This is a genomic window from Leisingera daeponensis (assembly GCF_019801465.1).
Classification (GTDB): Bacteria; Pseudomonadota; Alphaproteobacteria; order Rhodobacterales; family Rhodobacteraceae; genus Leisingera; species Leisingera daeponensis_A.
The window spans coordinates 338,969-349,961 of record NZ_JAHVJA010000004.1 but is presented as its reverse complement, the minus strand read 5'-3'; the positions used below and the strand labels follow the sequence as shown (position 1 = coordinate 349,961).

The 10,993-nt window shown below is 63.3% G+C and carries 10 protein-coding genes and 1 tRNA gene; 6 read left to right on the top strand and 5 right to left on the bottom strand.

Features of this window, described 5'->3' with window-relative positions; genetic code table 11:
- Positions 1-119 precede the first annotated feature (119 nt).
- Positions 120-722 carry an alpha-ketoglutarate-dependent dioxygenase AlkB family protein gene (locus KUV26_RS12655; protein ID WP_222508587.1) on the bottom strand — a complete coding sequence of 201 codons (603 nt, stop codon included), beginning with the start codon at positions 720-722 and terminating at the stop codon, positions 120-122.
- A gap of 214 nt (positions 723-936) precedes the next feature.
- On the opposite strand from KUV26_RS12655, the gene dnaK reads away from it, so the two are divergent.
- From dnaK to radC, 3 genes are all read left to right on the top strand, one after another.
- Positions 937-2,859: a molecular chaperone DnaK gene (dnaK, locus tag KUV26_RS12650; RefSeq protein ID WP_222503754.1), complete on the top strand. Its 1,923-nt coding sequence runs from the start codon at positions 937-939 to the stop codon at positions 2,857-2,859.
- A gap of 77 nt (positions 2,860-2,936) precedes the next feature.
- On the top strand, positions 2,937-4,094 hold the full coding sequence (gene dnaJ / locus KUV26_RS12645) for a molecular chaperone DnaJ (RefSeq protein WP_222508586.1): 1,158 nt from the start codon (positions 2,937-2,939) through the stop codon (positions 4,092-4,094).
- 287 nt (positions 4,095-4,381) lie between these two features.
- A complete protein-coding gene (radC, locus tag KUV26_RS12640) occupies positions 4,382-5,146 on the top strand; it encodes a RadC family protein (RefSeq protein WP_222508585.1) in 765 nt (254 codons plus the stop codon).
- Positions 5,147-5,184: 38 nt separating this feature from the next.
- Here radC and KUV26_RS12635 read toward each other — a convergent pair.
- Positions 5,185-5,260 (bottom strand) — tRNA-Lys (locus KUV26_RS12635).
- Between the two features lie 187 nt (positions 5,261-5,447).
- Here KUV26_RS12635 and dapF point away from each other — a divergent pair.
- Together dapF and mtaB are read left to right on the top strand one after the other, a co-directional pair.
- The gene (dapF, locus tag KUV26_RS12630) at positions 5,448-6,290 is read left to right on the top strand and encodes a diaminopimelate epimerase (protein ID WP_222508584.1); all 843 of its coding nucleotides are present in this window, start codon (positions 5,448-5,450) and stop codon (positions 6,288-6,290) included.
- On the top strand, positions 6,287-7,549 hold the full coding sequence (gene mtaB / locus KUV26_RS12625; protein WP_222508583.1) for a tRNA (N(6)-L-threonylcarbamoyladenosine(37)-C(2))-methylthiotransferase MtaB: 1,263 nt from the start codon (positions 6,287-6,289) through the stop codon (positions 7,547-7,549). Before dapF ends, mtaB begins: the two co-directional genes overlap by 4 nt.
- Before the next feature lie 17 nt (positions 7,550-7,566).
- Here the strand turns inward: mtaB and KUV26_RS12620 are convergent, their stop codons facing one another.
- Positions 7,567-7,980, bottom strand: coding sequence for a nuclear transport factor 2 family protein (locus tag KUV26_RS12620; RefSeq protein WP_222508582.1), 414 nt, complete (start codon positions 7,978-7,980; stop codon positions 7,567-7,569).
- Positions 7,981-8,318: 338 nt separating this feature from the next.
- Between KUV26_RS12620 and KUV26_RS12615 the strand changes: the two genes are divergently transcribed.
- Positions 8,319-8,756, top strand: coding sequence for a glyoxalase superfamily protein (locus KUV26_RS12615; protein ID WP_222508581.1), 438 nt, complete (start codon positions 8,319-8,321; stop codon positions 8,754-8,756).
- A gap of 91 nt (positions 8,757-8,847) precedes the next feature.
- Here KUV26_RS12615 and KUV26_RS12610 read toward each other — a convergent pair whose 3' ends face one another.
- Both KUV26_RS12610 and petB read right to left on the bottom strand, forming a co-directional pair.
- The gene (locus KUV26_RS12610; protein WP_222508580.1) at positions 8,848-9,633 is read right to left on the bottom strand and encodes a cytochrome c1; all 786 of its coding nucleotides are present in this window, start codon (positions 9,631-9,633) and stop codon (positions 8,848-8,850) included.
- 19 nt (positions 9,634-9,652) lie between these two features.
- Positions 9,653-10,987, bottom strand: a complete 1,335-nt coding sequence (gene petB / locus KUV26_RS12605) for a cytochrome b (protein WP_222508579.1) — start codon at positions 10,985-10,987, stop codon at positions 9,653-9,655.
- Positions 10,988-10,993 lie beyond the last annotated feature (6 nt).

Genomic DNA, 10,993 nt, shown 5'->3' with positions numbered 1-10,993 from the left:
GCATGAGGCTGCATGAGGTGGCCACAAGCCTGCTTCCAGCCGCCCGATCCGGAAGGGAGACAAGAGAGCCCCCCTCAGAGAGAACAGCGTCCCGCTGGCCTGACTAATTCTGCGGCCTGTTAGGTCACGACCCGCAATGTCAGATTGATCCGCCCGCCCTTAGGCAGCAGGCGCGAGGACTTGAACCGGATACGGTCCACCCCGTGATAGGTTAGCCGCGCCTCCCCGCCCATCACCACCACATCTCCCGATCCCAGCCAGACTGACTCCGTTTTGCCGCCGCGGGTCCCGTTGCCGATTCGGAACAGCCCGTCATCCCCCAGGCTGATGGAGACCACCGGATACGAGAAATCGGCTTCATCCTTGTCCTGGTGCAGCCCCATCCGCGCACCCTCGCCATAGTAGTTCAGCAGGCAGCATTCCGGCTGGCGCTCCAGCCCGGTCAGTTCTGCCCAGATTGCCAGAATCTCCGCGGGGATAGCAGGCCATTCCTGTCCGGCAGGATGCTGCTCCGCGTAGCGGTAGCCCTTGGCATCGGAATACCAGCCGAAGCGTCCGGCGGAGGTCATCCGAACCGACATCTGCCCGCCGCCCGGCACCTTCGGCGAAAACAGCGGCGCCGCTTTCAGCACCGGCCGCAGCGCCTCGATCAGCGCCGCCTGCCGGGCCGGGTCCAGAAACCCTTTGTGTACATCAAATCCGCGCACCCGCAGAAGGGTCATTGCCGTTCATCCATCTTTAACCGCGACCCGTGCAAAAAACCGCATTGTTTCACGCCTCCGGGCGTGCCTGAGCGCTTGCAGGGCCGTTTTCACGTCCCTATATACGCCGGGACGCGGCAAGGTGCAGACCAAACCGCATATCAATCGGGGCCGGGATGCCGCAACGGGTTCAGGCCTCGGGCAATCGCCTTGAGTAGTAATAAGGGATCGAAACATGAGCAAAGTTATCGGCATCGACCTGGGTACCACCAACTCCTGCGTGGCCATCATGGACGGCTCGCAGCCCCGCGTGATCGAAAACGCCGAGGGCGCGCGCACCACCCCGTCGATCGTGGCCTTCACCGACGACGAGCGCCTGGTCGGCCAGCCCGCCAAACGCCAGGCCGTGACCAACCCCGACAACACCATCTTCGGCGTCAAGCGCCTGATCGGCCGCCGGTTCGACGACGCTGCCGTCGCCAAGGACAAGAAAATGGTGCCGTTCTCCATCGTGAACGGCGGCAACGGCGACGCATGGGTCGAAGCCAAGGGCGAGAAATACTCCCCGTCGCAGATCTCCGCCTTCACCCTGGGCAAGATGAAGGAAACCGCGGAATCCTACCTGGGCGAGGAAGTCACCCAGGCGGTTATCACCGTGCCCGCCTACTTCAACGACGCCCAGCGTCAGGCCACCAAGGACGCCGGCAAGATCGCGGGCCTCGAAGTGCTGCGCATCATCAACGAGCCGACCGCGGCTGCGCTGGCCTATGGTCTCGACAAGGAAAACACCCAGACCATCGCCGTATATGACCTCGGCGGCGGCACCTTCGACGTCACCATCCTGGAAATCGACGACGGCCTGTTCGAAGTGAAGTCGACCAACGGCGACACCTTCCTGGGCGGCGAAGACTTCGACATGCGCATCGTCAACTACCTGGCGGATGAGTTCAAAAAGGAAAATGGCGTCGATCTGTCCAAAGACAAGATGGCCCTGCAGCGCCTGAAAGAAGCCGCTGAAAAGGCCAAGATCGAACTGTCCTCCACCTCGCAGACCGAGATCAACCAGCCGTTCATCTCGATGGACCCGTCCTCGGGCCAGCCGCTGCACCTGGTGATGAAGCTGACCCGTGCCAAGCTGGAAAGCCTGGTCTCCGACCTGATCAAGCGCTCGATGGACCCCTGCAAGGCGGCCCTCAAGGACGCAGGCCTCTCCGCCTCCGACATCGACGAAGTGGTTCTGGTCGGCGGTATGACCCGGATGCCGAAAGTCATCGAAGAGGTGACCAAGTTCTTCGGCAAGGAGCCGCACAAGGGCGTGAACCCGGATGAAGTGGTTGCCATGGGCGCCGCCATCCAGGCCGGGGTTCTGCAGGGCGACGTCAAGGACGTGGTGCTGCTCGACGTGACCCCGCTGTCGCTCGGCATCGAGACTCTGGGCGGTGTCTTCACCCGCCTGATCGACCGCAACACCACCATCCCGACCAAGAAGTCGCAGGTGTTCTCGACCGCGGAAGACAACCAGAACGCCGTGACCATCCGCGTGTTCCAGGGTGAGCGTGAAATGGCTGCCGACAACAAGATGCTCGGCCAGTTCAACCTCGAGGAAATCCCGCCGGCACCGCGCGGCATGCCGCAGATCGAAGTGACCTTCGACATTGACGCCAACGGCATCGTGTCGGTCGGCGCCAAGGACAAGGCGACCGGCAAGGAACAGCAGATCACTATCCAGGCCTCCGGCGGTCTGTCCGACGAGGACATCGAAAAGATGGTCAAGGACGCCGAGGAAAACGCCGAGGCGGACAAGGAACGCCGCGAGCTGATCGAAGCCAAGAACCAGGCCGAATCGCTGATCCACTCCACCGAGAAATCGGTCGAGGAGCATGGCGACAAGGTCGACCCGTCCACCATCGAGGTGATCGAGCTGGCCGTGGCTGCGCTGAAGGACGATCTGGAGAACGAGAAATCGACCGCCGAGAAAATCAAATCCGGCATCCAGAACGTGACCGAAGCCGCGATGAAACTGGGCGAGGCGATCTACAAGGCGCAAGCTGAGGAAGGCGGCGACGAAGAACCGGCAGCCGCTGATGCATCCGCAGGCCCCGGTGACGACGACATCGTTGACGCCGAATTCGAAGACCTGGACGACGACAAGCGCTAACGCCTGACCGCTCAGGCCAAGGCGGGCCGGTCCGACCCCGGACCGGCCCATTTTCGTTGAGGCAGATGGGGTAACCGATGTCAAAACGCGACTATTACGACGTTCTGGGCGTGGCCAAAGGCGCCAGCGCAGACGAAATCAAAAAAGGCTTCCGCAAGAAAGCCAAGGAATTGCACCCCGACCGGAACAAAGACAATCCGGACGCCGAGGCGCAGTTCAAGGAAGCCAACGAGGCTTATGACGTCCTGAAGGACGCCGACAAAAAGGCGGCCTATGACCGCTTTGGCCATGCCGCCTTTGAAAACGGCATGGGCGGCGGCCAGCGCGGCGGCAGCCAGGGCTTCGGCGGCGGCGATTTCTCTTCCGCCTTCTCCGACGTTTTCGACGACCTGTTCGGCGATTTCATGGGCGGCCAGCGCGGCGGCGCCGGCGGGCGCCAGCGGGCCTCCCGCGGCGCCGACCTGCGCTACAACCTGCGCGTCTCTCTGGAGGAGGCTTTTGGCGGCCTGCACAAGACCATCAAGGTTCCGGCCTCTGTCTCCTGCACCTCCTGTGACGGCACCGGCGCCGAAGGCGGCGTGGAACCCACCACCTGCCCGACCTGTTCCGGCATGGGCAAGGTCCGCGCGCAGCAGGGTTTCTTCACTGTCGAACGCACCTGCCCGACCTGCTCTGGCCTGGGCCAGATCATCAAGAACCCCTGCAAATCCTGCCACGGCCACGGCCGGGTGGAAAAGGACCGCTCGCTGTCGGTGAACATCCCGGCAGGCGTGGAAACCGGAACCCGCATCCGCCTGGCCGGCGAAGGCGAAGCCGGCCTGCGCGGCGGCCCGCCGGGCGATCTCTACATCTTCGTCGAGGTGGCCCCGCACAAGCTGTTCGAGCGCGACGGCAACAACCTCTATTGCCGGGTGCCGGTCAGCATGGCCAAGGCAGCGCTTGGCGGCTCGATCGAGGTGCCGACCATCGACGGCGGCCGCGGCCGGGTGCAGATCCCCGAGGGCAGCCAGTCCGGCCGCCAGATGCGTCTGCGCGGCAAGGGCATGCCGGCGCTGCGCGGCGGCGCCACCGGCGACATGTTCATTGAACTGGCGGTGGAAACGCCGATGAACCTCACAGCCCGTCAGAAAGAGCTTCTGCGCGAGTTTGAGGACATCTCCGAGGAAAACACTAACCCCGAATCCCGCAGCTTCTTCTCTTCGGTGAAAAGCTTCTGGGATGGCATGAAGGGCTGAGCAAGCTCCCCGGAACGCTCCGGGGGAGCGTTTCACTTGCGAACGGGCGGAGCCCCGGCCACTAGCCGCAAACGGCTCTGTCAAAAGCGCCCCCAACCCGGGGCGCTTTTCTTTTACATGTCTCTAACGCAAACCGCAGCCCCCACTTCCCACGCTGCACCGCGGCGGTGCACAAAGGGTGTACTGGGGGTGCACGCCTGTCACCCAGCTGCCTGCCCCGCTGCCGCCGCTACATCGCAGCGCACGCATTAACACTTCCTCAACCTAGATGGCGGCACCATGGCGCTATGGCACAGGACCCCGCCTTCGAAGACGTCTCCCTGCCGCTGTTTCCCGGCAGCGAGGAGGCCCCTGCGGCCCCGCTCTCCCCCGGCCGCCTGCCCTCCTACATCAAGGACCACCGCGCCCGCCTGCGCGAGCGTTTCATCGCTGGCGGCGCCGCGGCGATGCCGGACTACGAACTGCTGGAGCTGGTCCTGTTCCGCTCGATCCCGCGCCGGGACGTAAAACCCCTTGCACGCCAGCTGCTTGATACCTTTGGTGATTTCAACCGTGTGGTGACCGCCCCGCCGGAACGGCTGGCGCAAGTGAAGGGCATCGGCGACGCAGTCATCACCGACCTCAAGGTGCTGGAGGCCGCCGCCCACCGCATGGCCCGCGCCCGGGTGATGCAGCGCCAGGTGATCTCCGGCTGGGACGCGCTGCTGGACTATTGCCACACCACAATGGCCCACCGCGAAACCGAACAGTTCCGCATCCTGTTCTTGGACCGCAAGAACGTCCTAATCGCCGACGAGGAACAGGCCCGCGGCACCGTAGACCACGTCCCCGTCTACCCCCGAGAGGTCGCCAAACGCGCCTTGGAACTCAACGCCAGCGCCTTGATTCTGGTGCATAATCACCCGTCCGGAGACCCCACCCCATCGGACAGTGATATCGGTATGACAGACCAGATCCGGGCCGCCTTGACCGCACTGGGAATCACCCTGCACGACCATCTGATTATCGGAAAATCCGCCGAACTCAGCTTCCGCTCCCGGGGCTACCTGTAGCGGTTTTGCGTCTCATCATCAGCGGTTTTTGGATGAAGTGGTGAGCCGTGCAGGATTCGAACCTGCGACCCACTGATTAAAAGTCAGTTGCTCTACCAACTGAGCTAACGGCCCACTTCTTCGTCGCGGTCTAAGCGTTTTTCCCAGAAGGTTCAAGCACTTATTTCGCTTCGGAACCGTTTGTCACCGTGTGACTTGCTGTCCCGATAGGCGGCGTATCTAGGGGGAGTAGCGCGGGGGGTCAACCCCTTTTTTCAACTTTTCTCGCCGAAGGCTGGATTCATCCTCGCGCCGGGTCTATATGCCCGCCATGAGCACCTCGGCAGACACAAAAACCCCCTTCATGAAGATGCACGGGCTGGGCAACGACTTCGTCGTTGTCGACGCACGCGCGCAGGACATTGCCATCACCCCGACGATGGCCAAGGGAATCGCGCACCGCCAGTTCGGCGTTGGCTTCGACCAGCTGACGGTGATTTCAAACGGGCCCGGCGACGCGCATCTGACCTTCTACAACGCCGACGGCTCCACCTCCGCGGCCTGCGGCAACGCCACCCGCTGCATTGCCCGACACCTGATCCTGGAAAACGGCAAAACCGAGCTGCACCTGACCACCGACCGCGGCGACCTTTATGCCCGCGATGCCGGCAACGGCCTTACCTCCGTCAACATGGGCGCGCCGCAGCTGGACTGGCAGGATATCCCGCTGGCCGAGGAAACCGATACGCTGGAGCTGCCGATCGAAGGCGGCCCTACAGCCACCGGCATGGGCAACCCCCATTGCACCTTCTTTGTCGAAGACGCCGAAGTCATTCCGCTGGCAGAGTTCGGCCCCCGCTACGAACACCACCCGCTCTACCCGCAGCGCACCAATGTGCAGGTCGCCGAAGTGACCGGCCCCGACCGCATCCGCATGCGCGTCTGGGAGCGCGGTGTGGGGGTGACACTGGCCTCAGGCTCCTCCTCCTGCGCAACCGCCGTTGCAGCCGCCCGGCGCGGCCTGACGGGCCGCAAGGTGCAGATCGACCTGGACGGCGGCACCCTGTGGATCGATTGGGCCGAGGACGGCGTCTGGATGACCGGCCCGACCATGCATGTGTTCGACGGAATCTTCACCCGCGAGTTCCTGGAGTCGCTGGCATGAGCGTGCCCAAGTTCACCACTCTGGGCTGCCGCCTCAACGCCTATGAGACCGAGGCGATGAAGGAATTGAGCCAGCAGGCGGGCCTGGAAAACGCCGTTGTAGTGAACACCTGCGCTGTGACCGCCGAGGCCGTGCGCAAGGCACGCCAGGAGATCCGTAAGCTGCGCCGCGAAAACCCCGAGGCGCCGATCATCGTGACCGGCTGCGCCGCCCAGACGGAGCCGGAAACCTTTGCCGCAATGGAAGAGGTCACCCGCGTCATCGGCAATACCGAGAAGATGCAGCCCGAGACCTGGCAGCAGATCGCCAAGGGGCCGGATTTCATCGGCACCACGGAAAAGGTCCAGGTCGACGACATCATGTCGGTGACGGAGACCGCAGGCCATCTGATCGACGGTTTCGGCACCCGCAGCCGCGCCTATGTGCAAGTCCAGAACGGCTGCGACCACCGTTGCACCTTCTGCATCATCCCCTATGGCCGCGGCAACTCCCGCTCGGTTCCCGCGGGCGTAGTGATCGACCAGATCAAGCGGCTGGTGGACAGGGGCTACAACGAGGTGGTTCTGACCGGCGTAGACCTGACCTCCTGGGGCGCCGATCTGCCCGCACAGCCCCGCCTGGGTGACCTGGTGATGCGGATTCTCAAGCTGGTGCCGGACCTGCCGCGGCTGCGCATCTCCTCGATCGATTCGATCGAGGCGGACGAGAACCTGATGCAGGCGATTGCCACCGAACCGCGGCTGATGCCGCATCTGCACCTGTCGCTGCAGCATGGCGACGACCTGATCCTGAAACGCATGGCCCGCCGCCACCTGCGCGACGACGCCATCGCATTTTGCGAGGAGGCCCGCCGCCTGCGCCCGGAAATGACCTTTGGCGCCGACATCATTGCAGGCTTCCCTACCGAGTCTGATACGCATTTCGAGAACTCGCTGAAACTGGTCACTGACTGCGACCTGACCTGGCTGCACGTCTTCCCCTACTCCAAGCGCGAGGGCACCCCGGCGGCGAAGATCCCGAACCAGGTGAACGGCAACGTGATCAAGGATCGCGCGGCCCGCCTGCGCGCGGCCGGCGATGCGCAGGTGGAACGCCACCTGACAGAGCAGGTCGGCAAGACCCACCGCATCCTGATGGAAAACCCGTATATGGGCCGCACCGAGCAGTTCACCGAGGTGACCTTTGCTGCGCCACAGGAGGAAGGCCGGATCGTCACCGCCGCCATTACCGGCGTGGTGGGCGGCCAGCTGACAGCCTGACCTGCTCCCCAGGCCAGCTAGCAGGTTGAGGCGGCGACCGACGCAGAATCGTAGAATTCATGCAGTTCGCAGATGCGCCCGCCACGGAACCGGCAGACAAGAACAATGGGAGTTTCCACGCGCTTGCCAGTGGCCTTGCAGGTCCAGGCCGTCGTGCCCAGGCCGACGACCCGGTCGCCTTCAGAGACTGTCTCCTCTAGGGTCCAATGCTCCATTTCAAAGGCATTGGTCAATTCGGCCAAGTAGCTGTGCATCTGCTCCCGGCCGTTCCGCGCCGAACTGAAATTGATGCCATGCTGCCCCTCCCCCATGGACCGCAGGCACATATCCTCGCTGGTGTACTCGTCCCACATAGTCAGATCTCCGGCCTTGCAGTCGTTCCAGCGCGCCATCGCTTCGCGCAAGATATCCGCATTCGATTGTCCGGGCATTGCAACTCTCCCCACTCACAAAATACAACTCATAAATGTTGCGATGCTGCTGCCGGGTCCGTCAAGCGTGTCAAAGGCGTGTCGCGCGGGGTACCAAACAGCACACTGAAACGGAGTGGCTCAGGCGCCACTGCCGTGCCAGCCCCGGGCTTGAAGGATTTGCGCCCCAGCTCTTGCTGCGTTATGACCATACCAAGGTCCCGGATACCTGCCGCTCGCGGCCTCTGGCCATGGTGAAATCCGGACAAGGTATATCCTGACGCCTGGGTGCACGCCCGGACAGCAATGCGAGCCCTGTCTGCAACGGCATATGCACCCTTTTCGCGAAAGGTACATCCATGCAGACCAACTCTGCCCTTCCTTCTGTTGCGCAGCTCAAGGCCGAGGCCCGGCTCTTGCGCAAGCATTCCCAGGCCCAAGGCCAGCCCATCCCCCACAGCACCGCCCTGGAGCGGATTGCGCAGTACTACGGTTTCCGCGACTGGAACACGCTCCACACCCGTGCTTCCAACGCGCCGGAACTACAGGTGGGCATGCGGGTCGAGGGGCGCTATCTGGGCCAGCTCTTCACCGGCTATGTCCATGGGCTGGCCGCCTGCGGCGGCAATGGCCACCGGCGGATCACCCTGCAATTCGACGCGCCCGTGGACGTGGTCCAGTTCGACAGCTTCTCCTCCTGGCGCCAGCGGGTGTCCGCGGTCATCAATGCCGAGGACCGCTCGCCGCAGAAGACCTCCAACGGCCTGCCGCATCTGACCGTCAGCCCGCTGGCGTAGGTTGCCGGACCGCGCCCTCATGCAACGAAAAACCCCCGCAAGAAGCTCTTGCGGGGGTTTCTTGTTTCAGCGCTGTGTCAGCCGCCAGGGATCAGTGCTTGCCCTTGTGCGGCGCCCACAGGCGCTTGTTGGTCAGGTACAGCATCACCGACAGCAGGGTCAGGAACAGCACACCGACAAAACCGGCCTGCTTGCGGGCCATCATCTTGGGTTCGGCGGTCCACATCAGGAAGGCCGCGACGTCCTGCGACATGGCTTCCACGTCGTTGGCGTGGCCGTCGGCAAATTCCACCTGCTCGTCCGACAGCGGCGGCGCCATCGAGATCCAGCCGCCCGGGAAGGCAGTGTTTTCATAGAAGGTGGTGCCTGCTTCTTCCTTGGTCTCACCGGTGTAGCCGGCCAGCAGCGAGGCGATGTATTCGGCACCGCCCATGCCTTTGAACAGCTGGTTCAGACCCAGGCCGTAGGGGCCGTGGAAGCCCGCGCGCGCCTTGGCCATCATGCTGAGGTCCGGGGCGCCGGCGTTGTTGTTCTCCGGGAAGTGGTCGACCGGCTTGGCCGGGCGGTCCTCATCCAGTTCCGGATCGTAGACGCTGAAGTTGTCAGCCGCGTAGGCGCGCACCTGATCTTCCGGCATCTGCGGGCCGCCCTCATCGGACAGGGTGCGGATCGGCACCAGCTTCAGCCCGTGGCAGGCTGCGCAGACTTCGGTGTAGATCTGCAGGCCGCGCTGCAGCTGGTTGCGGTCGTAGGTGCCGAAGGGACCCTCAAAGGAGAAGTCGTAATCTTCGACATGGCCCGCCCCGCCTGCTGCGTAAGACGCAGCAGGGATCATGGCCAGAGCGAAGGCGGCACCGGTTGCCAGTTTCTTGAACATTGCTAGGTGTTCCTTCTTCTTACTCGGCAGGAGTGGCGTCTGCAGAAGACTTCTTGCCGTAGTGGGCGTCGAAATCCTCTTCGATGGTGGCAGGCTGAGCCAGCGGCTTCTCGATCACGCCCAGCAGCGGCAGGATCACGAAGAAGTAGCCGAACCAGTAGGCCGATGCGATCAGCGAGAACGATGCATAGGGCTCTTCCGCCGGCATCGCGCCCAGCCACATCAGGGCAAAGAAGTCGACGACCAGCAGCGCGAACCACCATTTGAACATCGGGCGGTAACGGCCAGAACGCACGTTGGAGGTGTCCAGCCAGGGCGCCAGCGCCATGGCCAGGATCGCGCCGAACATGGCGATCACGCCGAAGAACTTCGCGTCGATGATGCCGCCGGTGACAAAGGAGGCGAACTGCACCACCCAGACCTCGGAGGTGAAGGCACGCAGGATCGCATAGAACGGCAGGAAGTACCATTCCGGAACGATGTGCGCGGGCGTCACCAGCGGGTTGGCTTCGATGTAGTTGTCCGGGTGGCCCAGGTAGTTCGGCATGAAGCCGACGATGGCCCAGAAGATCACCAGCACAATGGCCAGGCCCAGGAAGTCCTTGATCACGAAGTACGGCCAGAACGGCAGGGTGTCTTTCTTGGCTTCTTCCTTGGAGCCGCGGCGCACGTCAACACCGGTGGGGTTGTTGTTGCCGGTGGTGTGGAAGGCCCAGATGTGCACGATCACCAGCGCTGCGATCACGAAGGGCAGCAGGTAGTGCAGCGAGAAGAAGCGGTTCAGGGTGGCGTTGTCCACCGCCGGTCCGCCCAGCAGCCAGGTCTGGATCGCTTCGCCGATGAACGGGATCGCGCCGAACAGGCCGGTGATCACGGTCGCGCCCCAGAAGGACATCTGGCCCCAGGGCAGCACGTAGCCCATGAAGGCGGTGCCCATCATCAGCAGGTAGATCAGCATGCCGACGATCCAGGTGATCTCGCGGGGCGCCTTGTAGGAGCCGTAGTACAGGCCGCGGAAGATGTGGATGTAGACGGCAACAAAGAACAGCGAGGCGCCGTTCATGTGCAGGTAGCGCAGCATGTGGCCGCCGTTCACGTTGCGCATGATATGCTCAATGGATGCAAAGGCCATGTCGACATGCGGGGTGTAGTGCATCACCAGGACGATGCCGGTGACGATTTGCAGCGCCAGGCAGAAGGCCAGGACGATGCCCCAGATCCACCACCAGTTCAGGTTCTTGGGGGTGGGGATCATGATGGTGTCATAGATCAGGCCGACGATGGGCAGGCGGCTGTGCAGCCACTTCTCTGCGCCTGTCTTCGGCTCGTAATGGTCGTGCGGAATACCGGACATGAGCGC

Bases quoted from the DNA above. Each gene is read 5' to 3' on its own strand.
- KUV26_RS12655 (WP_222508587.1), bottom strand. From the start codon at position 722: ATGACCCTTCTGCGGGTGCGCGGATTTGATGTACACAAAGGGTTTCTG.
- mtaB (WP_222508583.1), top strand. From the start codon at position 6,287: ATGAGCGTGCCCAAGTTCACCACTCTGGGCTGCCGCCTCAACGCCTAT.
- dnaK (WP_222503754.1), top strand. From the start codon at position 937: ATGAGCAAAGTTATCGGCATCGACCTGGGTACCACCAACTCCTGCGTG.
- KUV26_RS12615 (WP_222508581.1), top strand. From the start codon at position 8,319: ATGCAGACCAACTCTGCCCTTCCTTCTGTTGCGCAGCTCAAGGCCGAG.
- dnaJ (WP_222508586.1), top strand. From the start codon at position 2,937: ATGTCAAAACGCGACTATTACGACGTTCTGGGCGTGGCCAAAGGCGCC.
- petB (WP_222508579.1), bottom strand. From the start codon at position 10,987: ATGTCCGGTATTCCGCACGACCATTACGAGCCGAAGACAGGCGCAGAG.
- KUV26_RS12620 (WP_222508582.1), bottom strand. From the start codon at position 7,980: ATGCCCGGACAATCGAATGCGGATATCTTGCGCGAAGCGATGGCGCGC.
- KUV26_RS12610 (WP_222508580.1), bottom strand. From the start codon at position 9,633: ATGTTCAAGAAACTGGCAACCGGTGCCGCCTTCGCTCTGGCCATGATC.
- radC (WP_222508585.1), top strand. From the start codon at position 4,382: ATGGCACAGGACCCCGCCTTCGAAGACGTCTCCCTGCCGCTGTTTCCC.
- dapF (WP_222508584.1), top strand. From the start codon at position 5,448: ATGCCCGCCATGAGCACCTCGGCAGACACAAAAACCCCCTTCATGAAG.